The following is a 26222-nucleotide window of genomic DNA, read 5'->3' as shown; positions in this document are numbered from 1 at the left end:
CGTCCCCGTGGTCTCCTCGACGAGCAGCCCCGACTCCCACCCGTGGGGCACGTGCGAGGTGTCGATCCAGCGCACCCGCCGCCCGCCGAGCTCGAGCGTCTCGCCGTCGGCGAGGGCACGGGGCGGACGGTCGGGGGGCCGAGTGTCCGACCGGCGTCCGCCGACGTCGAGACGTCGTTCCGGTACGGCCGGCAGTGCACGGCGCACGAGCGGCGCTCCCGCTCGTACCGGGTGAGCGGGCGCGCCGTTCGCTACTCGGCCTCGAGGTCGCCCTCGGTCTCCAGGTACGCCTGGCGCAGCGCGTCCAGCGTCGCCTGCTCGGGCGCCTCCCACAGCCCGCGCTCCACCGCCTCGAGCAGCCGCTCCGCCATGCCGTGCAGCGCCCAGGGGTTGGACTCGGACAGGAACTTCCGGTTGTCCGGGTCGAGGACGTAGGACTCGGTGAGCTTCTCGTACTGCCAGTCCGCCACGACGCCGGTGGTCGCGTCCCACCCGAACAGGTAGTCCACGGTCGCCGCCATCTCGAACGCACCCTTGTACCCGTGCCGGCGCATGGCCTCGATCCAACGCGGGTTCACCACGCGGGCCCGGAAGACCCGGGCCGTCTCCTCGTGCAGGGTCCGGGTCCGGACGGCGTCGGGCCGGGTCGAGTCGCCGACGTACGCCTCGGGGGCGGTGCCGGTCAGCGCGCGGACGGTGGCGACCATGCCGCCGTGGTACTGGTAGTAGTCGTCCGAGTCGGCGATGTCGTGCTCGCGGGTGTCGGTGTTCTTGGCCGCCACCGCGATCCGCCGGTAGGCCGTCTCCATGTCGTCCCGCGCCGGGGCGCCGTCGAGCCCGCGACCGTAGGCGTAGCCGCCCCAGGTCGTGTAGACCTCGGCCAGGTCGGCGTCGTCCCGCCAGTTCTTCGAGTCGACCAGCTGGAGCAGGCCCGCCCCGTAGGTACCTGGCTTCGAGCCGAAGATCCGCGTGGTGGCGCGGCGCCGGTCGCCGGTGCGCTGCTCGTCCTGCCGCACATGGGCCTTCACGAAGTTCTGCTCGGCGGGCTCGTCGAGGTCGCTCACCACCTGGACGGCGTCGTCGAGCAGGGCCAGGACGTGCGGGAACGCGTCCCGGAAGAACCCGGAGATCCGAACCGTGACGTCGATGCGCGGCCGGCCCAGCTCCTCGAGGTCGATCACCTCGAGCGTGGTGACCCGCCGCGACATCTCGTCCCACACGGGCCGGACGCCGAGCAGCGCGAAGACCTCCGCGACGTCGTCGCCGCTGGTCCGCATGGCGCTCGTGCCCCACACCGACAGGCCGACCGAGCGCGGGTACTCGCCCCCGTGGTCGCGGCGGTAGCGCTCGACGAGGGACTCCGCCATGGCCTGCCCGGTCTCCCACGCCAACCGGCTGGGGACCGCCTTGGGGTCGACCGAGTAGAAGTTGCGGCCGGTCGGCAGGACGTTGATCAGCCCGCGCAGCGGCGAGCCGGACGGGCCGGCGGGGACGAACCCGCCGTCCAGGGCGTGCAGCACCCGGTCGATCTCGTGCGCGGTCTCCGCCAGCCGCGGCACCACCTCGGTCGCCGCGAACCGCAGGATCTTCTCGACCGTCGCGTGATCCGCCCCCGTGTGAAGCCCAGAGCCGTGAAGCACAGAGCCGTGAAGCACAGAGCCGTGAAGCCCAGAGCCGTGAAGCCCAGAGCCCGACTCACCGGAGCCCACACCCCGACTCGCGGGATCGTGGGCCGAGGTTCCGCGAGTCGCGCTCTCGGCTTCGGTGAGTCGCGCTGGGAGATTCGCGGCGACGACGGCGGGGGCGGCGTCGGGGTCCCAGCCCGCGGCCTCCATGTCGGCGACGAGGGCGCGGGCGAGGGTCTCGACCCCGTCGACGGTCCCCCGGGCCTCGGTGCCGTCCTCGACCAGGCCGAGGGCCTCGCGCAGACCGGGGACGCTCTGCTCGCCGCCCCACATCTGCCGGGCGCGCAGCATCGCCAGCACCAGGTCGACCCGCGTGTCGCCCTCCGGGGCGGCGGCGAGCACGTGCAGCCCGTCCCGGATCTGGACGTCCTTGATCTCGCACAGCCAGCCGTCGACGTGCAACAGCATGTCGTCGAACTCGGCCTCGTGCGGGCGCTCCTCGAGGCCCAGGTCGTGGTCCATCCGCGCCGCGGTCATCAGCGTCCAGATCTGCTGACGGATCGCGGGCAGCTTGGCCGGGTCGAGCGCGGAGACGTTGGCGTGCTCGTCGAGCAGCTGCTCGAGCCGGGAGATGTCGCCGTAGGTCTCGGCACGGGCCATCGGCGGGATCAGGTGGTCGACGAGCGTGGCGTGCGCCCGGCGCTTGGCCTGCGTGCCCTCGCCCGGGTCGTTGACCAGGAACGGGTAGATCAGCGGCAGGTCGCCGAGCGCCGCGTCGGTCCCGCAGCTCGCGGACATGCCGAGGGTCTTGCCGGGCAGCCACTCGAGGTTGCCGTGCTTGCCGATGTGCACGACGGCGTCGGCGCCGAACCCGCCGTCGGCCGCAGGGGCGGCGAGCCACCGGTAGGCCGCGAGGTAGTGGTGCGAGGGCGGCAGGTCGGGGTCGTGGTAGATCGCGACCGGGTTCTCCCCGAAGCCGCGCGGGGGCTGCACCATGAGCGTGACGTTCCCGGAGCGCAGCGCCGCGACGACGATGTCCCCGTCCTGCACGTAGTGCTCGCCGGGCGCGGGCCCCCAGTGCTCCTCGACCCCGGCGCGGAAGTCCTCGGGCAGGGTGTCGAACCAGCGCCGGTACTGCCCGGCCGAGATCCGGACCGGGTTGCCGGCGAGCTTCTCCTCGGTGAGCCAGTCGGGGTCCTGCCCGCCGGCCTCGATGAGCGCGTGGATCAGGGCGTCGCCGTCCCCCGCCTCGACGCCGGGAAGGTCACCGACGTCGTAGCCCGCCTCGTGCATCGACTTCAGCAGCGCGACGGTGGACGCCGGCGTGTCCAGGCCGACGGCGTTGCCGATCCGTGCGTGCTTGGTCGGGTACGCCGAGAGCATGAGCACGATCTTCTTGTCCGCGTTGGGGATCCGCCGCAGGTTCGCGTGCCGCACCGCGATCCCGGCGACGCGGGCGGCGCGCTCGGGGTCCGGGACGTAGACCGACAGCCCGTCCGCGTCGACCTCCTTGAACGAGAACGGCACGGTGATCAGCCGGCCGTCGAACTCGGGCACGGCGACCTGGGTCGCGACGTCGAGCGGGGACAGCCCGTCGTCGTCGGAGTCCCAGGCGGCGCGGCTGGAGGTCAGGCAGAGCCCCTGCAGGATCGGGACGTCGAGGGCGGCCAGCTCGGCGACGTCCCACTCCTCGTCCTCGCCGCCGGCCTGGGCCGACGCGGGCTTGGTACCGCCCGCGGCGAGCACGGTGACGACCAGCGCGTCCGCGCGGGTCAGGGTCTCCAGCAGTGCGGCCGGCGCCTGCCGCAGCGAGGCGCAGTAGATCGGCAGCGGGGTCGCGCCCTTCGCCTCGATCGCCGTGCACAGCGCCTCGACGTAGGCGGTGTTCCCGGCGAGCTGCTGGGCGCGGTAGTAGAGCACCGCGACCGTGGGCCCCTGGGCGGGGACCGTGCTGTCGGTTCGGGAACGCTCCAGCACCCCCCATTCGGGCAGGGCGACCGGGGGCGCGAAACCCTCGCCGGTGAGCAGCACCGTGTCGGACAGGAAGGCGTGCAGCTGGCGCAGGTTCTCCGCCCCGCCCTGGGCGAAGTAGGTGTGCGCCTCGGCCGCGACACCCGCGGGCACCGTGGACAGCTCCATCATCTCGGCGTCGGGCGCCATCTCGCCGCCGAGCGCGACGAGCGGGGTGCCGGAAGCGCGCAGGAGGTCCAGGCCCTCCTCCCAGTACCGGTACCCGCCCAGCACCCGGACCACGACGACGGCGGCCTCGGCGACCATCGCCGGCAGCTCGTCGAGCAGCACGCGGTTGGGGTTGGCCAGGCGGAAGTCGGCGCCGGCGGCCCGGGCGGAGAGGAGGTCGGTGTCCGAGGTCGAGAGCAGCAGGATCGGGGCGGCGCTCATCGAAGGTCCTCTCCTACGGGATCCGCGTCCCGGGTCGGTGGGTCGTGCGTGGCGGGCGGGTCAGTGTCCTGGCTCCCGGATCCGCGCTCGCCCCGGCCTTCCAGGTCTCCCCGTGGCCGTCCGTGCGGGGTCTGCTCCCCGGTGACAGTGGCGGGACCGCGCCGGACTCGCACCGGTCTTCCTGGTCCCGCTCGCCGTATGCGGTTGTGTGGGCCCACTCTCCGCAACCGGATCACTCCGCGTCAAGCCGCCCGGTCCGTGTTTACAGTGCCACCCGTGCCCACCCCATCCCCGGCCGCCCGCACCCGGGCCGACGCCTGCCCCGGCGTGCTCGCCCCGCACGACGCGGCCGACGGGGCGTTGGCCCGCGTCCGCCTGCCGGGCGGGGTGGTCGCCGCCGCCCAGCTGCGGGTGCTCGCGGCGTGCGCCGAGGAGCTCGGCGACGGCGCGGTGCACCTCACCTCGCGAGGGAACCTGCAGCTCAGGGGCTTGGTCCGGGAGGACCCGCGGCTCGTCTCGCGGCTCGGCGCGGCGGGCCTGATCCCGGCCCCGTCGCACGAGCGCGTGCGCAACGTCCTGGCCTCGCCGCTGTCGGGGATCACCGGCGGGAGGGCGGACGTCCGGGGCCTGGCGCGCGCGCTCGACGAGGCCCTGTGCGCCCACCCCGCGCTCGCCGCGCTGCCCGGCCGGTTCCTGTTCGCCCTGGACGACGGGAGGGGTGACGTCGCGGCCGAGCAACCGGACCTGTGCTGGGTCGCGGAGGCGCCGGACCACGGTTCCCTGCAGGTCGCAGGGGTGCCGACGGCGCTCGCGTGCGCCCCGGGGGACGCGCCCGCCCTGCTCGTCGCCGCCGCTGAGGTGTTTCTCACCCTCCGCGAGGAGGGGCGGGCCGGCTGCGCCGGTGCCTGGCGCGCCGCCGAGGTCCCCGGCGCCCCTGCCCGGATCGCCGCCGCCCTGGCCGACGATCACGCCGGCGTCCCCGCGGGTCGGGAGCTCCGGCAGCGCAAGTCGGGAGCTCCCGCACCCGACCTTCCCGCGGGTCGGGAGCTCCGGCAGCGCGAGTCGGGAGCTCCGGTCGGCCCGATCCCCCGCGCGGACGGCGGCGTGGCCCTCGGCCTCGCCCCCGTGCTGGGCGAGCTGTCCGCCGCCCAGCTGCGCGGGCTGGCCGCCGCGGCGCCGGAGACGATCGTGACGCCCTGGCGCACGCTGGTCCTGCCCGATCCCGCGCCCGACGCCCACCAGCGCCTCCGCACCCACGGGTTCGTGCTCGCCGCCGACGCGCCGGCGCTCGCGCTCAGTGCCTGCGCCGGCCGGCCCGGCTGCGCGAAGTCGCACGCCGACGTACGGGCCGACGTCCGGGCCGTGCTGGCGCAGGCGGGCGGCGATCTCCCCCGCGTTCACGTCGTCGGGTGCGAGCGGCGGTGCGGGGCCCCGCACGAGCCGCACCTCGACGTCGTCGCCCTGGCCGACGGCTCCTACGCCGTGCACGACCGGACCGTCCCCGACCTCCGTACCGCCCTCACCCCGACCGGAGACACGACCGCATGACCAGCGACTACATCCGCGACGGCGCGGAGATCTACCGGCGCAGCTTCGCGACGATCCGGGCCGAGGCCGACCTGTCGGCCTTCCCGCCCGACGTCGCGTACGTCGTCGTGCGGATGATCCACGCGTGTGGGCAGGTCGACCTGACCTCCGACGTCGGCTTCTCCCCCGGCGTCGTGACGGCGGCCCGCAAGGCCCTGCAGGACGGCGCGCCGATCCTGTGCGACGCCATGATGGTCGCCTCCGGGATCACCCGGGCACGGCTGCCGAAGGACAACGAGGTCGTCTGCACGCTGCGCGACCCGCGGGTGCCGGACCTGGCCCGCGAGCTGGGCAACACCCGCTCGGCCGCCGCGCTGGAGCTGTGGCGCGACACGCTCGACGGCGCCGTCGTCGCCATCGGCAACGCGCCGACCGCGCTGTTCCACCTCCTCGACATGATCGACGCCGGGGCCCCCCGCCCGGCCGCGGTCCTCGGCATCCCCGTGGGCTTCATCGGTGCCGCGGAGTCCAAGGAGGCGCTCGCCGCCCGCACCGACCTCGAGTCCCTCGTGGTCCACGGCCGGCGCGGCGGCTCGGCCCTCACCGCCGCCGCGCTCAACGCCCTGGCCAACGAGCAGGAGATCTAGATGAGCGGGACCCTCTACGGCGTGGGCCTCGGCCCCGGCGACCCCGATCTCGTCACGATCAAGGCCGCCCGGCTCATCGGCTCCGCCGACGTGATCGCCTACCACTCCGCCCGGCACGGCCGCTCCATCGCACGCCGCATCGCCGAGCCGCACCTGCGCGGCGACCAGATCGAGGAGGCGCTGGTCTACCCGGTCACGACCGAGACCGTCGACCATCCCGGTGGCTACCAGGGCGCGATCGACGAGTTCTACGCCGAGGCCGCCGAGCGGCTGGCCGCGCACCTGCAGGCCGGCCGGGACGTGGTGCTGCTCGCCGAGGGCGACCCGCTCTTCTACGGCTCCTACATGCACATGCACAAGCGCCTCGCCGGCCGGTTCCGCGCCGAGGTCGTGCCCGGGGTGACCTCGGTGAGCGCCGCCGCGGCCGCGCTCGGCCAGCCGTTGGTCGAGCGCGACGAGATCCTCACGATCCTGCCCGGCACGCTGCCCCGCGAGGTGCTCGCCGAGCGGTTGCGCGCCACCGACTCCGCGGCCGTGATGAAGCTCGGGCGCACGTTCACCACCGTCCGCGACGCCTTCGCCGACGCCGCGAAGCTCGACCGGGCGGCCTTCGTCGAGCGGGCCACCATGGACGGGCAGCGCACCGGCGCCCTCGCCGACATCGACCCCGGATCGGTGCCCTACTTCTCGATCGCGGTGCTGCCCGGCGAGGTCGCCGCGAGCATCCCTGACCCCGCCGATCTCAGCGCCGAGCAGCGGGCGGAGGCCGGGGACCCCGGCGAGGTCGTGAGTGGCGACGGTCGTCATGGCGACCATCGCCACTCACAGGGGCAGGTGACCGTGGTCGGGACCGGGCCGGCGGGACGGGACTGGCTGACCCCGCAGGTCGCGGCCGCCCTCGCCGCCGCGGACGACCTCGTCGGCTACGGCCCCTACCTCGACCGGGTCCCGCCCAACCCTCGCCAGACCCGGCACGCCAGCGACAACCGCGTCGAGGCCGAGCGGGCCGCGCACGCACTGGACCTGGCCGCGTCGGGCCGCAACGTCGCCGTGGTCAGCGCGGGCGACCCCGGTGTGTTCGCGATGGCCACCGCCGTGCTCGAGGTGGCCTCGGAGCCGAAGTACCTCGAGGTCCCGGTGCGCGTGCTGCCCGGGCTGACCGCCGCCCAGGCCGTCGCCGCCGCGGTCGGCGCCCCGCTCGGCCACGACTACGCGATGATCTCGCTGTCCGACCGGCTCAAGCCGTGGGAGACCGTCGTCGACCGGCTCGTGCACGCCGCGCAGGCCGACCTCGCGATCGCGATCTACAACCCGCGGTCGAGGGCGCGACCGTGGCAGGTGGGAGCGGCGCGGGACGTCCTGCTGGAGCACCGCGCCGCGGAGACCCCGGTGGTCCTCGGGCGGGACGTCGGCGGCTCCGGTGAGCGCCTGACGATCACCACCCTCGGCGAGCTCGACCCGGAGCTCGTCGACATGCGGACGCTGCTGATCATCGGCTCGTCGACCACCCGGGTCGTGGTGCGTGACGGGCGCCCGACGGTGTTCACCCCCCGCCACTACGGCGCCTGAAGCCCAGGGCGCGACTCAGCGGAGCCCAGAGCCCGACTCGCGCAGATTCGCCGCTGCCTGCTCCGGTGTCTCCACCACGGGGACGCCGGGCGGGAGCGCGGGCCGGTCGATCATCACCACCGGCACGCCCAGGGGGCGGGCGGCCGTGAGCTTGGCCGCGGTGTCCATACCGCCCGAGTCCTTGGTCACCAGGACGTCGACGGCGTGCTCGCGCAGCAGCGCCGTCTCGCCGTCGACGGTGAACGGGCCACGCGCCAGGATCGACCGCATCCGCCGCGGCACCGGCGGGTCGGGCGGGTCGACGGACCGGACGAGGAACCACAGGTCCAGGTCGGCGAACGCCGCCAGGTCCTGCCGTCCGGTGGTCAGGAACACCCGCGCGCCCAGGCGCGGCAGTATGTCCGCCGCCTCGGCCAGGGACGCCACCCGGTGCCACCGGTCCCCCGGCTGCGCGGTCCAGCCCGGGCGGCGCAGGATCGTGAGGGGCACCCCGGTCCGCGCGCACGCCGCCGCGGCGTTCGCGGTCATCCCGGCGGCGAACGGGTGCGTGGCGTCGACGACCCGCGTGATCCCCTCGTCCCGCAGGTATGCGACCAGCCCGGCGATCCCGCCGAACCCGCCGACCCGGACCTCGCCGGGTGGCAGCCGGGGCGAGCGGACCCGCCCGGCCAGCGACGAGACGACCGAGAGCGCACGGTCGTTCGTGAGCGTCAGCAGCTCCGCCAGCGCCCGGGCGTCGGACGTCCCGCCCAGGATCAGGAGCCGGTCCGGCACCGGGTGTCCGAGTACAGGTGGCTGTCCGGGAACTGCTCGGCCGCCAGTGCGGGCCCGACGATGATGACGGCGGTGCGCCGGACGCCGGCCTCGTGCACGGCGTGGGCGATGTCGTCCAGCCGTCCGCGCAGCACGATCTCGTGTTCCCGGCTGGCGTGGGCGACCACCGCCGCCGGGCAGTCGGCGCCGTAGGCGGGCGCGAGCTCCTTGACCACCTCGTCGATGCGGTGCACGGCCAGATGCAGCACCAGCGTGCCGCCCGCGGTGCCCAGCGCCTCCAGGGACTCCCCCTCGGGCATCGGGGTGGCCCGCGCCGCGACCCGGGTCAGCGTGACGGTCTGGGCGACCGTCGGCACGGTCAGCTCGCGCCCGAGCGCGGCTGCCGCCGCGGCGTAGGCCGGCACCCCGGGCGTGACGTCGTAGGGCACGCCCGCCGCGTCCAGCCGGCGCATCTGCTCGGCCATCGCCGAGAAGACCGACGGGTCGCCGGAGGCCAGCCGCGCGACGTCGAGGCCGTGCTCGTGCGCCCGCACCATCTCGTCGACGATCTCGGCGAGCGTCATCAGGGCGGTGTCGACCGTCCGGGCCGCCGGCGGGCAGAGCTCCAGCATCTCCGGCGGCACCAGCGACCCGGCGTAGAGGCACACCGGCGAGGCCGCGATGAGGTCGCGGGCGCGGATCGTCAACAGGTCGACGGCGCCGGGCCCGGCGCCGATGAAGTGCACGGTCATACCTGAGTGCTCCAGATGGTCACGGGCATCGCGGGCTTCCAGCCGAGGAAGCCGCCCACGGGTTCGGCCCGAGCGACCTGCAGCCGCACGAGGGTGCCGCCGAACCGCTCGCGGGCGGCGGCGAGCGCGGCCTCGGACTCCACGGTCACGCCGTTGGCCACCAGCCGTCCGCCCGGGGGCAGGGCCTCCAGGCACGCGTCGAGCACGCCCGGCCGGGTGAGCCCGCCGCCGAGGAACACGGCGTCGGGCGGGGGCAGCTCGGCCAGCACGGCCGGGGCACGCCCGGTGACGACGCGCAGGGCGGGCACGCCGAGAGCCGCGGCGTTGTGCCGGACCCGCTGTGCCCGCTCGGGATGCGCCTCCACAGCGACGGCCCAGCAGGACCGGTGGGCGCGCATCCACTCGATGGCGATGCTGCCGGCACCGGCGCCGACGTCCCACAGCGTCTCGCCGGGGCGCGGGGCGAGGTGGGCGAGGGTGACCGCCCGGACCTCGCGCTTGGTGAGCTGGCCGTCGTGGGCGTACGCGTCGTCCGGCAGGCCGGGGACCTCGCCGAGCACCCGGGCGCCGGGCGCGGCGGCGCACTCCACGGCGACGACGTTGAGCGCGTCGCCCTCCGGGTGCAGCCAGTCCCGCGCGGTCCCGGAGTACCTCCGCTCGGCCGGGCCGCCCAGCTGCTCGAGCACCGTGAGCCGGCTCGGGCCGAAGCCGTCCGCGGTGAGCTGGGCGGCGAGCAGCGCCGGCGAGGCCGCGCCCGCGCTGAGCACCAGGATCCGTCGGCCGGGGCTCACGGAGCGGCGCAGCCGCTCCACCGGACGCCCGACGACACTCACCACCTCGACGTCCTCGCTCGGCCAGCCCAGCCGGGCGCAGGCCAGGGTGACCGACGACGGGTGCGGGATCACGTGCATGTGCTCGGCGCCGACCGTGCGGGCCAGCGTCGCCCCGAGGCCGAAGAACATCGGGTCGCCGGAGGCCAGCGCGCACAGCCGCTGCCCGGCGTACTTCTCCAGCAGCCCCGGCAGGGCCGGGACCAGCGGCGACGGCCACGCCACCAGCTCGGCCTCGACCTTGCCTGCCACCAGGTCCAGCTGGCGGGGGCCGCCGAGGACCACCTCGGCCATCGCGAGGGTCTCCTGCGCGGTGCCTGCCAGCCCGGACCAGCCGTCCGCCCCGATCCCGACGACGGTGACCGCCGGTCCGTCGTGCGCACCCGTGTCCACGGGTGCAGACCTTACGGGGCGACCGGGTGGTCGCCGCCCGGGTCGTGGGCCGGACCACCCTCGATCCCCGGCGGTCTCGGCCGGAGGGTGCCACCATCGTGCACATGGCTCCCGCGACGGTCGTCTTCGACGTCAACGAGACCCTCTCCGACCTGCGCCCCCTGGCGGAGCGGTTCGTGGAGCTGGGGGCGCCCGAACACCTCGCCACGCTGTGGTTCGCGAGCACGCTGCGCGAGGGGTTCGCGCTCGCCGCCGCGGGTGACTACCGGCCGTTCGCCGAGGTGGCCCGCGAGACCGCGCTCGACCTCCTGGCGCCCTACACCTCCGACGAGGACGCACCCGACCACGTGATCAGGGGGTTCCTCGACCTGCCGCTGCACCCCGACGTCGTCGAGGGGGTGCGCCGGCTGCGGGCGGCCGGCTCGCGGCTGCTCACCCTGTCCAACGGGTCGACCTCCGTCGCCGAGAAACTGCTCGGCGACGCGGGCATCCGGGGCGAGTTCGACCATGTGCTCTCGATCGACGACGCCGGCGTCTGGAAGCCGGCCCCGGGCGCCTACGAGCTCGCCGCCCGGGTGTGTCGCAAGGAACCCGGCGAACTGCTGATGGTCGCCGTGCACCCGTGGGACCTCAACGGGGCGGCGCGGGCCGGCATGCGCACGGCATGGATCGACCGCGACGGCCGCCGGTACCCGGAGCACGTGCAGGCGCCGGACCACCGGGTGCCGACCGTCGGCGCACTGGCCGAGCTCCCGGGTTGAGCCCCCCACCCGATCGGGGGGCGGAACGGGGGTTCCGGGCAAGGCCCGGTCAACGGCGGGTCGACCGTTCCCGGAACCGGGTCGGGAATTCCTCTTCCTTCGGTAAAGGCGCCGTTCGAATGGTGCGGGCGCGACCTTCTCGCCACGTTGGGACCGCACCGTCCGATTCGCGCCGAGATATGCCGTCGTCGCAGGTCGAATACGTGATCGCGACGTCCGGACGCCCCGTTGTCGGAATTGCCGTACCGTCCCCGCACGGGCGCCCCCGGAAAGGGGGATCGCGCCCGATCCCACCGGCGGTCCCCGTTTCCTAACGTCGTCGCCGAACCGCCCGTCCGGGCAGTGCACGACGATTTCGAGACGACCCCCGGGAGACCACCGTGGCCACCACGACCCTGCTCGACCTGCTGATGAACCTGCTGCAGGACCCCGCCGAGCAGCAGGCCTTCCTCGCCGACCCCACCGGCTACCTGCAGGAGTGCGGCCTGGCCGACCTCTCCGCCGAGGACATCAAGGACGCGGTCACCCTCGCCGCCGACCACCCGCAGCACGACTGGGACGGCCACGGCCACCACGAGCTGCCGCCGGCCCCGCCCGTCCACCACCACGACCACGACGACCACCACGGCGACGGTCAGACCCACGGCGACGGTCAGACCGAGGCGGCCCACTACCTGAGGACCTACCTCACCAACACCTTCGTCGACGACCGGACGACCTACGTCGACCAGTCCTTCCACCAGGACATCGACACCCACGGCGGCGACGTCGACCAGCGCATCGACCTGCACCAGACCACCGCCACCGGCGACGGCGCCGTCGCGGTCGGCGGCGACAACCGCGCGCCGGTCGCGACCGGGGACCACGCCGTGGCCGGATGGGGCAACGACGTCGTGAACGGCGACGACAACACGGTCTCGTTCGGCTCCGGTTCCGCGGTGAACCAGTCCGGCGCCTCCGCCGACCACGGCGGCGCGCTGTCCGGCACCGGCCCCGCGACCGGCTCCTTCACCGACAGCAACGACCACCTGTCGAACTTCGGCTCGGGCTCGCTGGCCGACAAGGGCGGCGACGCCACCCAGACCAACTCGCACAACGACACGTCGACCGACAGCCACGACGACAACCACACCGACTCGCACGACGACAGCCACGTCGACAGCGGCCACAACGACACGACCACCCACGTCGAGGACGACCACTCCTACACCGACGACCACACCGTCGACGACAACCACGCCAGCGACAGCCACGCCACCGACGACCACTCGATCGACCACTCCTTCGACCTGCACGTCTGAGCAGGTCTGCGCCCGGGACCCCGACCCGCCGCCGGCGGGTCGGGGTCCCGGCGACGGAGCCGTCGGGCTCAGCCCGCGCGGTACCGGTGCGCCTGCCGCAGGTGCCCGTAGTGCTTCGGCCGCAGCCGCATCGCGTGCACCACCCGCTCCCCCGCCGGCCCGTGCTCGACCACCACCTCGAGCAGGTTCCGGTCCCGGTCCGGCCCGATGCACAGCGTCCGGCCCGGGTCCTGGTCCGCCCGCCACAGCGGCGCGGCCACGACCGCCCGGATGGCGTCGGCCGGGATGCCGTGCTTCAGCGCCCCCGGCGTGATGTCCACGCCGGTCAGCCTAGGAGAGCGCGGACGGACCCGGACGTCGCGCGGTGGACCGGGTGTTCCTCAGCGGTTCCCCGGGTGCGCTCCGCCGCGCAGCGTGTCGAGCAGCTCGCCCTCGGCGGCGGCGAAGCCCGGGTCGGTGAGCACCCCGACCTCGCGCGGCCGCGGCAGGTCGATCCGCACCTCGCGGGCGACCCGCGCGGGGCGCGGCGAGAGCACCAGGACCCGGTCGGAGAGGAAGACCGCCTCCCGGATGTCGTGGGTGATCAGCAGGACCGTCCAGCCGAAGCGGCCGCGGACCTCCTCCAGCCACTCCTGCATGGCGGTGCGGGTGAGCGAGTCGAGGGCGCCGAAGGGCTCGTCGAGCAGCAGCACCTCGCGGTCCTGCACCACCGTGCGCAGCAGCGCCGCCCGTTGCCGCATCCCGCCGGAGAGCTCGGCGGGCCGCGACTTCTCGAAGCCGGCCAGGCCGAACGGCGCGAACAGCTCCCGCGCCCGCTCCCGGGCCTCCCGTCGGCGCATCCCGCCGACCTCGAGCCCGAGGGTGGTGTTGTCGAGCACCGTGCGCCACGGGAAGAGCAGGTCCTTCTGCGGCATGTAGCCGAAGGTCTGCCGGCCCGCGGGGGCTCCGTCGACCAGCACGCGGCCGCGGTCCGGCTCGACCAGCCCGGCCAGGACGCCGAACAGCGTGCTCTTGCCGCACCCGCTCGGCCCCAGGATCGAGACGAACTCGCCCGGCGCGACGTCGAAGGCCACCCCGTCGAGCACGGGCAGGTCGCCGAACGCGAGCTCGACACCGGCCACCGTGATCTTCACCGGCGTGCCCCCCGGATCCACGGCGCCACGACCCGCTCCACCAGGTACGTCAGCCCGAACAGCGCGACGCTGACCAGCGCCGTCACGCCCACCGCCGCGAGGACGAGGTCGGTGCGGAAGGAGTTCTTCTGCTGGGCCATGTAGATCCCCAGCCCGGCCCGGGCGCCGACGTACTCGGCGAAGATCGCGCCGGTGACCGCGTAGGTGATGGCGATGCGCAGGGCGGTGAAGAACGACGGCAGGGCCCCCGGCAACCGGACGTACCGGAACTCCGCCCACCGCCCGCCGCCCATGCTGCGCAACAGGTTCGCCGCCTCGGGGTCCGCGCGGGAGAAGCCCTCGATCAGCCCGACCGCGATCGGGAAGAAGGTGACCAGCGCGATCACCAGCACCTTCGGCAGCAGCCCGAAGCCGAACCAGATGATCATCAGCGGGGCGATGGCGATGATCGGCAGGGTCTGCGAGGCGACCAGCAGCGGCACCAGGGCCCGGCGCAGCCACGGCGAGAAGTCGACGACGACCGCCAGCACCCATCCGACGGCCAGCGACACCGCGAAACCCACCGCGGTGACCTGCAGCGTCGGCAGGGTGTTGGCCCACAACGCGTCGCGGAACGCCCAGCCCTGCTCGACGACCCGCACCGGCGAGGGCAGGACCTGCGGGCGGACCGCGAAGGCCGTCACCGCCCACTGCCACACCGCGAGCAGGAGCAGCACCACCACCACCGGCGGCGCCACCCGCCGCGGCAGGGCGGCCCGACCTCGGGCCGGTCGACGCGCGGGCGAGCGACCCGCGCGCCCGGGCGGTGGCGGAGGGACACCGGGCTCGACGACGGCCCGGTGGTCGGCGCGGGTCACGACGTGGCCCCGCCCGGGGCCAGGTAGTCGTTCGTGAACCAGGCCGAGAAGTCCGGCCTGGTGGTGACGGGCGCGCCGGAGGCGTCGGTGACGGCGCCGGAGTCGATCAGGAAGCCGGAGAAGCCCGCCCAGCGCTCGAGGGTCTGGGTGCCGACCGAGCCGGTGTCGTCCCTCAGGTACCGCTCCGCGAGCATGTCCTGGCTCCGGGTCACCAGCTCGGGCTCGGTGAAGGCGCCCGGGTTGGCCTCCTGCAGGTCCTTCGCCGCGCGGGCCGGGTCGTCGGCGGCCAGCCGGTAGCCGCGCTGGGCGGCCTGCACGAACGTCCTCGCCCGGTCCGGGTGGTCGCGCAGCCAGCCGGAGTTGCCGATCAGCAGGACGTTGTAGGCGTCGGGGAAGCCGTAGTCGGTGTAGGCGAAGGTCTTCAACGGCTCGTTCCGCAGCTCCGCCTCGATGCCCTCCCAGGCGACGAAGGGTTCGGTGAAGTCGACCTGTCCGGCGTAGAGCGCCTCGTACGCGCTGGTCCCGAGCGTGACGGTCCGGAACTCGCCCGTCCCGCCGGCGTCCCGGATGACCTGGCGCATCTTCGGCTCCTCGCCGGGACCGCCGAAGCCCCCGTAGATCTTGCCGTCGAGGTCCGCGGGCGAGGTGATGTCGGCGCGGTCGGCCTTCACCGCCACCGCGGTGGCCCAGTGCTGCAGGATCGCCATCACCGACGTGATGTCGGCACCCGTCGCCTTCGAGAAGGTGAACGAGTCCTGGAAGCTGATCCCGAACTCCGCGGCGCCGTTGGCGACCAGGGTGTCCGGCGAGGTGTCGCTGTACGGGAGGAACTCGACCTCCAGCCCCGCGTCGCGGAACCAGCCCTCCTGCTGGGCGACGTACAGGCCGCTGTGGTTGGTGTTCGGGGTCCAGTCCAGGGCGATCCGGATCGGCTCCGCGGAGCCCTGCTGCTCCCCGGCCGCACCACCGCAGCCGGCGAGGAGCAGGGCCAGCCCGAACACGAGCGCCGCGAGCCGGACGGGGACGCGGAACGGGGACTGCGAGACGGACGACGACATGCGCGACACGGTCCTCCCTACGCCGGTGCTAACCGGGTCAGGTGCGAACGGTCGACGGCCGGACCTGCCGCCCTCTCAGCCTCGGATCGTGAGTGCTCCCGCGGGTTCGGAACCAGACCCTACGTGCCGTCGGGCCGGGGTGCCACCACCGGGCGCGACCCTCGACGTGTGACGTGCGGCCGACGCCGGGTGTCTCGCCGCAGGGCGGGGGACTGCGGCGGCGCGCGGGTGAGCGCCGCGACGGTCCTGCACTATCGTCGACGGGTGGACCCGAGGCCGCAGCGGGGCCGAAGGACGCCGAGCCGGTGACCGGTGGCGGCGCGCTCGTCGAGGCGCGGGCCGCCTTCGGGCGGCGCGCCTGGGCCGAGGCCTACGCCCGGTTCGTCGACGCTCGCGCCCGCGTTCCCCTCGCCCCCCGGGACCTCGAGCAGCTGGCCACCGCCGCGTACCTGACCGGGCACGACGAGGAGAGCACCGACGCCTGGGCCGGCGCGCACCGGGCACGCCTCGACGGCGGCCAGACCGAGCAGGCCGTGCGCTGCGCGTTCTGGTTGGGCCTCGGCCTCCTCCTGCGCGGGGAACTGGCCCCGGGCAGCGGTTGGACGGCCCGCGCCCGGAGTCTGGTGGACCAGCACCGGCTCGACGGCGTGGAGGTCGGCTACCTCCTCGTCCCCGACGGGCTCATGGCCCTCGCGGGCGGCGACCGTCCGGCGGCCCGCGACCTCTTCGAGCGGGCCCACACCCCGGGCCGGCGCTTCGGCGACGCGGACCTGTCCGCACTCGGGTGCGTGGGTCTCGGCCAGGTCCTGCTCCGGCAGGGCCGCACGGTCGAGGGCCTCGGCCGCTTCGACGAGGCCATGGTGGCGGTGACCCTCGGCGAGCTCTCCCCGACGGTGGCGGGGCTCGTGTACTGCGCGGTGATCGACGAGTGTCAGCAGGCCTTCGACGTGCGCCGGGCCGTGGAGTGGACGGCGGCGCTCGGCCGCTGGTGCGACGCCCAGCCGGGCCTCGTGCCCTACCGGGGCCAGTGCCTGGTGCACCGCTCCCAGGTCCTGCAGCTCCGTGGGGCGTGGCGGACCGCGCTGGACGAGGCACGGCAGGCCCGGGACCGGCTGGCCCGGCCCCCGCACCCGGCCCTCGGCATGGCCCACTACCAGCTCGGCGAGCTGCACCGGCTGCGGGGCGAGGCGGCCGAGGCGCAGGTGGCGTACCGGCTGGCCGACCGGTGCGGGCGCCGGCCGCAACCGGGCCTCGCCCTGCTCCACCTGTCCCGGGGACGGGTGGACGCCGCCGCCGGCGCCGTCGAGCGGGCGCTGGCCGACGCGCGCGACCACCTCTCCAGGGTCGGCATGCTGCCGGCGACGGTGGAGATCATGCTGGCGGCCGGACGGGTCGACGCGGCCCGGGCCGCCGTCGAGGAGCTGGCCGACGTCGCCGTCGCTGCCGGCTCGTCGTTCCTGCTCGCCGCCGCCGCCCACGGCAGGGGTGCGCTCCTCCTCGCCGAGCGGCGACCCGCCGCGGCGCTGGAGGCGCTGCGGGAGGCGTGGCGCTGCTGGCAGGAGCTGCGCGTCCCCTACGAGGCCGCGCAGACACTCGTCCTCGTGGCGGTGGCGTGCCGGGCGGTCGGCGACCACGAGGGTGCCGAACAGGAGCTCAGCGCCGCCCGGCGGGCTCTGGAAGGGCTGGGGGCCGCACCCGCACTCGCTCGGTTGGCGGAGCTGGCCGGGACGGTCGGCGGTGCGGGCGGCCGCGGCGGGCGGCCGCTCGCGATCACCCCGCGCGAGCTGGAGGTGCTGCGGTTGGTGGCGGCGGGGCAGACCAACCGCACGATCGCCGACACGCTGGTGATCAGCGAGAAGACCGTGGAGCGGCATCTGAGCAACATCTTCACCCGGCTCGGGGTGCCCAACCGGGCCGCGGCCACCGCCTACGCCTACGCCCACGACCTCGTGTAGGCGGGGCACCCACGCGTGCGGGATTTCCCCACCGGGCGCAGGGGCCGGCCTGCGCGATTTCCCCGACGCGGCGGCCTCCGCTCCTCCCTACCGTCGGCAGCGACGGAGAGGAGCCCGTGATGAGCATCCAGTCCACCATCCCGAACTGGGAGAAGTACGTGGGCCACCCCGGCGAGAACTACGAACGGCACCTCGTACCCACCATCGGGGCGCCGTTCGCGCGGGCCGTGGTCGACGCCGCGGCGCTCCGGCCGGACGAGCGGGTGCTCGACGTCGCGTGCGGTACCGGCGTCGTCGCCCGCCTCGCCGCCGAGTGGATGGGGTCGACCGGCACCGTCGCGGGCGTCGACCCGGCCCCACCCATGCTGGAGGTCGCCCGCGCCACCGCGCCGGCGATCGCCTGGCACGACGGGACCGCCGAGGACCTGCCGCTGCCGGACGGGTCGGCCGACGCCGTGCTCTGCTCGCTCGGCCTTCAGTTCTTCGCGGACGAGCACCGGGCACTGCAGGAGATGCGCCGCGTCCTCGCCCCGGGCGGGCGGGTGGTGCTGGGCACGCCCGGCCCCGTACCGCCGTTGTTCACCGCTCTCGACGACGTGCTGGCCGAGCACCTCGGACCCGAGGCGTCCCGTTTCGTGCAGGCCGTGTTCTCGGTGCACGACCCCGACCGGGTCCGCCGGCTGATGACCGACGCCGGCTTCGCCGACGCCGAGGCCGAGACCCGGCCGCTGCCCCTCCGGCTGCCTGCGCCGGCCGACTTCGTGTGGCAGTACGTGTACAGCACTCCGCTCGCCGCCCTGGCCGGGGTCCGGGACGCCGCGACCAAGGCCGCCCTCGAACGCGACGTGGTGGCGCGGTGCCGACCGTTCCTCGCCGGCGAGGGTCTGGCCGTGGACCCGGGCCTCCTGATCACCCGCGCCCGCCGCGGCTGACCCGGGCCGTCGGACGAGTACCTCACCGCGGGGCGCGGTCAGGTGATGTCAGCGCGACGGTGGCGGGCTCGCGGGCCGCCGGACCCCGGGATCGGAGGGGCGCCGCCGGTCGGAGGGGCCGCCCGGCGACCCGACCCGGAGCGCTCGGCCCGCTGCCGATCACCCGGGCGTCCCTCGGGCGAGCGCCCGTCGCCGCCCTGCTCGGCCCGGCTCTGCGGTGCCGGGCCGTGCTGACCGCCGCCCCGCTGAGCACCGCCCCGTTCGGCCCGGTCCCGCTCGTCCCGACCCTGCCCACCGCCCCGCCGGCCATTCGCGCGCTGCTGCGGGACCCGCGCCGCGTCCGGCCGGTCCTCGGCCCGCCGGCGACCGCCCGAGGGCAGCGGCTCGGCTCCGTCGAGCGCCGCCTGGTCGAGGTCCCACGGGTCGCGCCCGCCCAGGGCCTCGCCCGCCTGCGGCAGCCGGTCCGCGGGCTCGCGCAGACGCCGCTTGCCGCCGCCCGACGCCGGAGCCCCCGGAGCATCCGCCCTACGGTGTGATCCGGTCCCGCTCGGCCGGCCGGTCGACGGCCCGCCCGGCGACGACCCGTCCGCCGACGCCGGATCCGCACCGTGCCGGGGCCGCGGGGCCGGGAGGGCACCCGGCGGGACCGGCCCCGGGCCCGGGGCCGACTGCTCCGGACCGCGCGACGGCCCTCCGGCGCCGTCCTGGCCAGGGGCCGACCGCGGGACGTCGGCCTGCGGTGCGCGGGGGTCCGACCGGGACCCGCGCGACCGCTCGGCAGCCGGCTGGACGGGCCGCGCGGTCGCGTGCGGGTCGGCCCGGTGGGCGCCGCCGGCGGCGGACCGGTCGTCGACGAGGCGACGGCGTCCCCCTGCCGACCGGCTGCGCTCCCCCTCCGCGCCGCGCCGCTGCGCGGGAACGGCGCCGGACGGGAGCCCCTGCCGCTCGGCCGGGGCGGCCTGCGGGTCACGGGCCCGGCGGCCACCGGGCCCGGGGCCGTCCGGCCCCGTGGCCGCGCCTGCTCGCGCACCGGAGCCCGCTGGGGGCACCACCCCGAACGCCTGGGTCGGCGCGTCCTCCCCCGCGGCGTTCTCCTCGGGCGCCCCCGCGGTGTGCTCCGCGGCCGTCTCCGTTCCCGTCGCGGCGGGCTCGTCCGTGCGGTCGAGCACCGACCGCCCGGCCGCCGCGGGGTCGACGCCCGCCTTCCGCGCCCGGCTGGCCAGGTACCGCCCGGCCTCCTCGACGTCCGTGCGGTACCGCTCCGCGAGCATGCCGGTGGCGTGCGCGACGGGCAGGGCGGCCTCGTGCTCCGCGGTCAACCGGGCCACCGTGGCGGTGAGCCGGCGCAACGCGCACACGTCCGTGATCCGTGCGGAGAGCGCCTCGGCGAGCCCCGCGACGGCGTCGACGTGCCCGTCCCCCACCGGCCGACCGGGGTGCCCGAACAGCTGGAGGCCGCCGACCGGCTCCCCGTCCACGACCAGCGGGACGACGACCGAGCAGGTCAGGCCGGTGTCCGCGGCCGCGGCGGCGAGCTCCGGCGGGCCGATGCGGGTGAGGTCGGGGGTGACCATGGGCCGCCCGGACCGCACCGCGCCCTGCACGGGTCCGGTGCCGGCCCGCACCTCCATCTCGCCGAGCCGCCCGGCCGCCGGGTCCGACGCCGAGACCCCGGCGATCCCGGCGAGCCGGCTGTCCGGCACGTCCACCAGCACGATCGCCGCGCCCGACACGCCCAGGGTCGCCGGCAGGGCCGTGCAGACCGCGGAGAGCAGCGAGCCGAGATCGGCACCGGCCACCGCCGTGCGGCCCACCTGCAGCGTCAGCCCCATGATCCCGGGGTCGTCCGGATGCATCGCCAAGCCCCCTCGGACGGTCGTGAGTGTCCGTGCTACCGCCCGTAGTCAATCATCGGCCACCCGTGCGACGACACCGGACGATCACGGGATCGGCCGAACGGCTCAGCCGGCGCGGAGCCGGCGCACCTGCGCCCACGTCGCCGCGTCGACGGGCACCCCGCGGAACCGGTTGCGGGCGCGCACGTCGCGGGCCCGGTCACCCGGCACCTGGACCCGGGCGTGCCCGGGCGCCGGGGCGAGGGTCCGCAGCTCGTCGAGGAACGCGGCGACGGCGGGCTGCGTCCGGCCCACGCCGAACCTCGCCGGCGCGAACGCGATCAGCAGGTCACCCTTCGTCACCGGGTCGGTGGTGTCGAGCGTGCCGCGGACCTCCCGGCCGAGCGCCGTGCCGGTCAACGACGCGACCAACAGCTCGAGCACCAGCGACAGCGCGTAACCCTTGGGACCGCCCACCGGGGTGATGGCGCCGTCGAGGGCGGCGGTCGCGTCCGTCGTCGGGGTGCCGTCGGCGTCGACGGCCGCGCCCTCGGGCAACGGCTCGCCGCGGGCCGCGTGGTCGAGCACCTTGCCCCGCGAGATCTGCCCCGTCGCCATGTCGAGGACGACGGGCTCGCCGCCGGTCGGGATCGCCGCGGCGATCGGGTTGGTGCCCAGCATCGCCGGGGCGGCGCCCCAGGGGTGGACGAGGGCCTCGCTCGTGGTCGTCGCGAGCCCGGCGAGCCCGGCCTCGGCCAGCCGTTCGACGTACGGCGCGAGCATGCCGAGGTGCCCGGCCCGGCGGATCGCCGCGACGGCGACGCCGGTGGCGGGCACCCGTTCGACGAGCGCCTCGACGGCCCGGTGGGCGACCGGCGGCCCCAGCCCGGCGCGGCCGTCGACGGTCAGCACCGAGTCGGTGGCCCAGCGCAGCTCGGGCTCCGCCGCGGGATCGAGGACGCCGTTGCCGATCCGTCCGACCAGCACCGGCAGCCGCCGGATGCCGTGCGACGCGTGCCCCCGCAGGTCCGCCTCGAGCAGCATCCCGGCCTGTTCCCGGGCCGCGCGCGCCGGCGCACCCAGGCCACCGAGGACCTCCGTGGTCAGCGCCAGGTGTTCGTCGACCCGAACCCGGTGCACACCGTCGGCGTCGATCATGCGCGCGACCCTACCGGCCGGCGCCCACCCCGGCGGCCCGCGTTCCCGCCTCGACCGGGGCGGCCGCCGCGGGCGCCGGCGCGGGGGCCTCGGCCAGCATCCGCTCGCACGTCCGGACCAGCACCGCGGCGACGGCGCGCTGGTCCCGCGTCGACACCGGGTGCTCGGCCCGGCGCTGCCACCGGCCGAGCTGCGCCGCCGCGGCCAGCCGGATCTCCTCGGGTCCGGCCCCCGGGTCGAGGTCGAGCCGGCGGTGCGCCGCGGTGCCCGCCGCCCCCAGCAGCAGCTCGGCCGCGGCCCGCTCGTCGGCGGGCAGGGCGGGCGTCCCGGCGCGCAGCGAGTCGACGAGGTCGAGCTCGGTCAGCTCGTGCGCGGTGGAGCGGAGGCGCTCGAGCAGGTAACGCAGGTCGCCGTCGCCGCCCGCCCGCCCGCCCGCGACGATCTCGTCCAGCTCGCGGAGGACCGCGCGGGCCCGCATGGCGTCGGCGCGGTCGGCGACGCCGCGTTCGAGCATCTCCCGCAGCCGCGGCACACCACTGCGCCGGGCCAGCTCCGCCGCCACCTCGGCCGACCCGCCACCGTTCGCGGCGAGTTCGGCGGCCAGGGCGGAGCCGGTCGTCCCGGCGGCCAGCCCGGCCGCGACGGGGACCACGGTGTGACACCGCCGCCGCACCTCCGGCTCGGCGGCGCGGCGGCGGGCCTCGCTCCACGGGTCGGCCGCGAGCTCGTCGGCCCGGGCGAGGACGCCGACGGCGGGCGGGCCGTCCGGGAGCACCCCGCCGGCGGCCGGCAGCACGAGGAGCAGCACGTCCCCCACGGTGCCCTCGACGACCTCCAGGTCGACCTCGCCGGGCGTCGCCGCCAGGGCCGCCACCAGCGTGGACACCCCCGAGCCCGGCGGTCCCGAGACCGCGACCCGCAGGGGCCGGTCCAGGTCGTCCTCGAGGGCCCGCACCCGCTCCCGCAGGCCCGCGTCGCCCAGCTCGGCGGCCGCGGCGGCGAGGGCCCGCCGCACCTGGTCGGGCAGCGACCCGTCCCCGCCGCGCTCGGGGTGCTCCGGCGCGACCGTCGGCACGGGCCGCGTCTCCACGACGAGCCCGGCGACGTCGAGCGCGGTGGTGTCGACCTCGCCGTCCGGCACCGTGTCGACGGCGGCGGGGGGCGGGCCGTCCGCCGGGGCCGGCACCGGGACCGAGCCCTCCACCGTCGTGCCCTCCCCCGGCGCGGACCGCAGGTCGACCCGTCCGCCGGCCGCGACGATCCGGGCGGCGACGTTGCGCAGCCCACGTCCCGCCGTCGCCGCCCCGGGCCCGACGACCGCCGGCTCCGGCACCACGAACCCGGGGCCGCTGTCCCGCACGGTGAAGTGCAGGCGCCCGTCCTCCTCGGCGAACCGGATCACGACGTCGGCGCCGGGCGCGTGCTTGTGCGCGTTGTTCACCGACTCCAGGCAGCAGAAGTACACGGCGGCCTCGAGCTCGGCGGGATAGCGCCGCCCGGGCGGGAGCGCCGACTCCACCCGTACCGGGGGCGGCCCGGCCAGCTCGGCCTCCAGCGCCGCCACCAGCCCCCGCTCGGCGAGCGCGATGGAGCGGACGCCGCTGGCGGTCTCGGCGAGCACGGCCTCCGCGGTGTCGAGCTGCCCGGCCAGCACCCCGAGCCGCTCCCGGGCCTGTTCGAGCCGCCCGGTCTCGACCTCGTGCTGCACGAGCCCGAGCACCAGCCGCAGCGAGACGAGCTGGTGCTGGGCACCGTCGTGCAGGTCCCGTTCGATCCGCCTGCGCTCGGCGTCCATCTCCGACACCGCCTCGCGCCGGGACACCGCGATCTCCGCCGCGTGCGCGAGCGCCGCGCGCAGCTGCCGTTCCAGCTCCACGCCGAGCCGGCTGGCGGTGACGACCACGCCCAGGCTGTCGGCGATGTCCTCCAGCAGGTGCCGCCGGTCCGCGTGCAGGCCGGCGACGGCGGCCCGGTCCACCTCGAGGGTGCCGAGGTGCTGTGCTCCCCCGCGGACCGGGACGCCGACGAGCCCGGAGCCGTCGTCGCGCCGCGTCGCCCGCCGCGACACCCACTCGTAGGTGCGGTCGCGCAGCCCCGGGCGCACCACGGTGAGCCGGCAGCGCGACGACCCCAGGGCCCGTCCGACGGCCTCGGCGACGCGCGCGAGGTCCGGCGCGTCGGACGCCTGGGTCCGGGACAGCGCCGCGACCTCGGCCAGCGCGCTGTAGGGCGTGGGCCTGCGGCCGTAGAGCAGCCGGTCGGTGAGCCCCTCCACCGCCCGGTAGACGGGCAGGAACACGACCGCCGCGAGCAACGAGGCGCCCAGCGAGGACCAGAGCGGGCCGAACCCCAGCAGCCAGCCGGTCGCCTCGAACACGATCACCCCGCCGCCGACGAGCGCGACGGCCAGCACCGCCGCCAGCACCCGGCTGAACCGGGCCTCGGCCGACCACAGCCGCTCCGCGCGCACCGCGACCAGCACCGCGACCGCGATGGCGGCGGACCCCACCCGGGAGGCCCAGAACAGCAGCGCGACCGGCTGGCCGGCCGCGCCGGACGTCGTCGGGTCGTGCGCCGTCGGGTCGTAGAGCTCCAGCCCGGGCACCCCGAGCAGCCACAGCACGATCGTGCTGATCCCCAGCACGACGATCGCCGCGAAGGCGGCGACGAGCAGGCTGAAGACCAGCCGGGCCTGGGTGCGCAGGGCCGCCGTCGCGCCGCGGCGGATCCGTCCGGGCAGCACGGCCACCCCGACCAGCGGCACCAGGAAACCGAAGAACAGCACGCAGCTGGTCGTGTGCCGCAGCAGCGCCGTCCCGAACCCGACGCCGCCGAGCAGAATCACGCCGAGCACCGCCAGCGTCACCCGGCCCGAGCGTCCCCACCAGGCCGGCCACGCGCCCTGCGGGGTCGGGAAGACGAGCAGCGCCAGGACGTAGGCCGCACAGGCGACGCCGTGCAGCATGATCTGGTGGATGGATCCCGCCGCGATCCCGGTGGCGGTCTCCACGGCGGTCGCGGCCGCGTGGGCCTGCAGGTTGAAGGCGCCGCCGGAGCCGACCATGGCCAGCGCGAGCAGCCGGGTCGGCCACCCGGAACCGCCCCGGACCAGCAGCACCACCGCGATCGCGACGGCGATCAGGCTCAGCGCGTAGTCGACGACGAGCTGGTCCAGCGGCTCGGTCGCGGGCGCGGCGGCGGCGACCGCGCGGGCCCACACGGAGTCGCCGGCCCCGAAGCCGGGCACGTACCGGGCCGCGGCGACGTACGAGCCCACGGCCAGCCAGCCGAGGGCCACCACGGTGCACAGGACGAGCACCACGACGTAGACGCCGACCGCGAGGCCGTGCAGCACGCCACGGGCCGGGCGACCGGCCGTGCCCGCCGCGTCCGTCGTCGCCACCGCGGTCACACCCGCACCTCCCGGGCGACCTCCACCGCGGGCTCCAGCCGCTCGGGCAGGCTCGCGGTGAGGACCAGCCGGCCCTCGTCGTCGGAGTCGAGGCCGGCCTCACCGCCCAGCGCGGCCAGCCGCTCGAGGTCACCGGCCAGCGCCCCGCGCAGCTCCCCCGGTGCGAACCCGGGCCGCGGGTCGACGATGCGGACGGCCAGCCGCCCGTCGGCGTGGGTCAGCTCGACCTCGAGCTCCGGTCCCGTCGACGCGGCCAACCACTGCAGCGCGGAGGCGGCGACGTAGTAGATGCCGGACTCGACCTCCCAGGGCAGCCGGTCCTCGGGTGCCCCGGCGAGCCGGACCGAGCGGTCCAGGTCCGCGGCGACCTCCTCGAGCGCACCGACCGGGCCCTGGTCGCGCAGCACCTGGGGGTAGACGCCGCGGGCGATGCGCCGGAAGCGGTCCAGCAGGTCGTCGAGCTGGGACTCGGCGCGGCGCAGCGCGGAGCCGGCCCGGGCCGGCTCCGGGGCGGCCCCGCCCAGGTCCTGGCGGGCTCCGTCCAGCACGAGGCGCAGCGTCGCGAGCCGATCGGTGGTGGCCTGCGAGAGCTCGCCGACCAGCCGGCGCCGCTCGACGTCGCGGGCCGTGGCGAGCCGCTCCCGGGACCGCTCCAGCTCGGCGGCGAGCTCGGCGGCCCGCCGGACGCGGTCCCGCAGCTCGGTGTTCATCGCGACCCCGCGCAGCAGCAGACCCGCACCGCCGGCGACGTCACGCATCAGCTGCTGGTCGGCGGGGGTGATCGCGGTCGTCTTGCGGATCGCGAGCACGGCTCGCAGCGTCTGCCCCTCGACGATCGGGACGACGTGGTCGGCCCGGCGCTCGGGGTCCTCCCCGCCCAGCAGCACCGCGAGGTTCGGCACGGTCTCGCCGGCGGCGCCCCCGCGCGGGGGATGGACCGCGGCCGTCACCAGCCGGTCGGACACCGCCAGCCAGACGCGCGCCTCCCGCGCCGCGGTGCCCTCCGCGAGCACCTCCGCGAGCCCGGGCAGGGCCGAGTCCGGCGTGCCGCTGCGGATCCGGGCGGCGGCCTCCGCCAGCGCCGAGTAGGGGGTGGTGCTCCGGGTGTGGGTCACGCGCTCGACGACCCGGTCCACCTGCGGCCGCAGCGACGCCGCCCCGACCGCGCAGACCAGCGCCGCGAGGAAGGGCAGCAGCACGCCGATCTGCCCCATCCCGGTGTCGAACAGCACCGGGGGGAGCACGACGAGGACCGCGAACACGACGAGGACCGCGCCGCCGACGAGTGCGGCGCGCAGCCCCAGCGCGGCCCACCTCTCCATAC

General features: G+C 76.1%; 19 protein-coding genes and 1 riboswitch. Of the genes, 7 read left to right on the top strand and 12 right to left on the bottom strand.

Translation table 11 applies throughout. The annotated features are described in order from the left end of the window. Positions 1–251: 251 nt before the first annotated feature. Positions 252–4025 carry a cobaltochelatase subunit CobN gene (gene cobN, locus ACL02T_RS20010; RefSeq protein WP_412832246.1) on the bottom strand — a complete coding sequence of 1258 codons (3774 nt, stop codon included), beginning with the start codon at positions 4023–4025 and terminating at the stop codon, positions 252–254. A gap of 41 nt (positions 4026–4066) precedes the next feature. Further along, positions 4067–4258: riboswitch (cobalamin riboswitch) on the bottom strand. Between the two features lie 43 nt (positions 4259–4301). Here cobN and ACL02T_RS20005 point away from each other — a divergent pair. From ACL02T_RS20005 to ACL02T_RS19995, 3 genes are read left to right on the top strand one after another with little or no spacing between them, the layout of a single operon-like run. Next, positions 4302–5573 carry a ferredoxin-like domain-containing protein gene (locus tag ACL02T_RS20005; RefSeq protein ID WP_412832245.1) on the top strand — a complete coding sequence of 424 codons (1272 nt, stop codon included), beginning with the start codon at positions 4302–4304 and terminating at the stop codon, positions 5571–5573. Beyond that, positions 5570–6199, top strand: coding sequence for a precorrin-8X methylmutase (locus ACL02T_RS20000; RefSeq protein ID WP_412832244.1), 630 nt, complete (start codon positions 5570–5572; stop codon positions 6197–6199). Before ACL02T_RS20005 ends, ACL02T_RS20000 begins: the two co-directional genes overlap by 4 nt. Next, complete coding sequence (locus ACL02T_RS19995; RefSeq protein ID WP_412832243.1) at positions 6200–7768, top strand: precorrin-2 C(20)-methyltransferase; 1569 nt, start codon at positions 6200–6202, stop codon at positions 7766–7768. Positions 7769–7783: 15 nt separating this feature from the next. Here ACL02T_RS19995 and ACL02T_RS19990 read toward each other — a convergent pair whose 3' ends face one another. From ACL02T_RS19990 to cbiE, 3 genes are read right to left on the bottom strand one after another with little or no spacing between them, the layout of a single operon-like run. Beyond that, the gene (locus ACL02T_RS19990; protein WP_412832242.1) at positions 7784–8542 is read right to left on the bottom strand and encodes a cobalt-precorrin-6A reductase; all 759 of its coding nucleotides are present in this window, start codon (positions 8540–8542) and stop codon (positions 7784–7786) included. Continuing rightward, a complete protein-coding gene (gene cobM / locus ACL02T_RS19985; RefSeq protein ID WP_412832241.1) occupies positions 8524–9273 on the bottom strand; it encodes a precorrin-4 C(11)-methyltransferase in 750 nt (249 codons plus the stop codon). Before cobM ends, ACL02T_RS19990 begins: the two co-directional genes overlap by 19 nt. Beyond that, a complete protein-coding gene (cbiE, locus tag ACL02T_RS19980) occupies positions 9270–10496 on the bottom strand; it encodes a precorrin-6y C5,15-methyltransferase (decarboxylating) subunit CbiE (RefSeq protein ID WP_412832240.1) in 1227 nt (408 codons plus the stop codon). Before cbiE ends, cobM begins: the two co-directional genes overlap by 4 nt. A 104-nt stretch (positions 10497–10600) precedes the next feature. Between cbiE and ACL02T_RS19975 the strand changes: the two genes are divergently transcribed. Both ACL02T_RS19975 and ACL02T_RS19970 read left to right on the top strand, forming a co-directional pair. After that, complete coding sequence (locus ACL02T_RS19975) at positions 10601–11257, top strand: haloacid dehalogenase type II (RefSeq protein WP_412832239.1); 657 nt, start codon at positions 10601–10603, stop codon at positions 11255–11257. Positions 11258–11637: 380 nt separating this feature from the next. After that, on the top strand, positions 11638–12558 hold the full coding sequence (locus ACL02T_RS19970) for an IniB N-terminal domain-containing protein (protein ID WP_412832238.1): 921 nt from the start codon (positions 11638–11640) through the stop codon (positions 12556–12558). A 68-nt stretch (positions 12559–12626) separates the two neighbouring features. Here ACL02T_RS19970 and ACL02T_RS19965 read toward each other — a convergent pair whose 3' ends face one another. The 4 genes from ACL02T_RS19965 to ACL02T_RS19950 all read right to left on the bottom strand — a co-directional run bounded on the left by ACL02T_RS19965 (position 12627) and on the right by ACL02T_RS19950 (position 15606). Beyond that, positions 12627–12878, bottom strand: coding sequence for a hypothetical protein (locus ACL02T_RS19965; protein ID WP_412832237.1), 252 nt, complete (start codon positions 12876–12878; stop codon positions 12627–12629). A gap of 60 nt (positions 12879–12938) precedes the next feature. Further along, positions 12939–13691, bottom strand: a complete 753-nt coding sequence (locus ACL02T_RS19960) for an ABC transporter ATP-binding protein (protein ID WP_412832236.1) — start codon at positions 13689–13691, stop codon at positions 12939–12941. Continuing rightward, entirely contained in the window at positions 13688–14428 is a 741-nt protein-coding gene (locus ACL02T_RS19955; RefSeq protein WP_412832235.1) for an ABC transporter permease, read from the bottom strand. The genes ACL02T_RS19960 and ACL02T_RS19955 overlap by 4 nt, the downstream gene beginning before the upstream one ends. A gap of 116 nt (positions 14429–14544) precedes the next feature. Next, positions 14545–15606, bottom strand: coding sequence for an ABC transporter substrate-binding protein (locus ACL02T_RS19950; RefSeq protein WP_412832234.1), 1062 nt, complete (start codon positions 15604–15606; stop codon positions 14545–14547). Between the two features lie 305 nt (positions 15607–15911). On the opposite strand from ACL02T_RS19950, the gene ACL02T_RS19945 reads away from it, so the two are divergent. Further along, positions 15912–17561, top strand: coding sequence for a LuxR C-terminal-related transcriptional regulator (locus tag ACL02T_RS19945; RefSeq protein WP_412832233.1), 1650 nt, complete (start codon positions 15912–15914; stop codon positions 17559–17561). 119 nt (positions 17562–17680) lie between these two features. Beyond that, positions 17681–18493, top strand: coding sequence for a class I SAM-dependent methyltransferase (locus ACL02T_RS19940; protein WP_412832232.1), 813 nt, complete (start codon positions 17681–17683; stop codon positions 18491–18493). 38 nt (positions 18494–18531) lie between these two features. On the opposite strand, the gene ACL02T_RS19935 is transcribed toward ACL02T_RS19940, so the two are convergent. The 4 genes from ACL02T_RS19935 to ACL02T_RS19920 all read right to left on the bottom strand — a co-directional run bounded on the left by ACL02T_RS19935 (position 18532) and on the right by ACL02T_RS19920 (position 26220). Next, on the bottom strand, positions 18532–20349 hold the full coding sequence (locus tag ACL02T_RS19935) for a GAF domain-containing protein (protein ID WP_412832231.1): 1818 nt from the start codon (positions 20347–20349) through the stop codon (positions 18532–18534). 105 nt (positions 20350–20454) lie between these two features. Then, a complete protein-coding gene (locus ACL02T_RS19930; protein WP_412832230.1) occupies positions 20455–21486 on the bottom strand; it encodes an Ldh family oxidoreductase in 1032 nt (343 codons plus the stop codon). A 10-nt stretch (positions 21487–21496) separates the two neighbouring features. Further along, on the bottom strand, positions 21497–24898 hold the full coding sequence (locus ACL02T_RS19925; RefSeq protein ID WP_412832229.1) for a sensor histidine kinase: 3402 nt from the start codon (positions 24896–24898) through the stop codon (positions 21497–21499). Continuing rightward, the gene (locus tag ACL02T_RS19920) at positions 24895–26220 is read right to left on the bottom strand and encodes a sensor histidine kinase (RefSeq protein WP_412832228.1); all 1326 of its coding nucleotides are present in this window, start codon (positions 26218–26220) and stop codon (positions 24895–24897) included. Before ACL02T_RS19920 ends, ACL02T_RS19925 begins: the two co-directional genes overlap by 4 nt. Between the last annotated feature and the right edge of the window lie 2 nt (positions 26221–26222).

The sequence above is a fragment of the Pseudonocardia oceanicola genome (assembly GCF_047200735.1).
Lineage (GTDB): Bacteria > Actinomycetota > Actinomycetes > Mycobacteriales > Pseudonocardiaceae > Pseudonocardia.
This window is presented reverse-complemented; position numbering and strand designations above follow the sequence as displayed.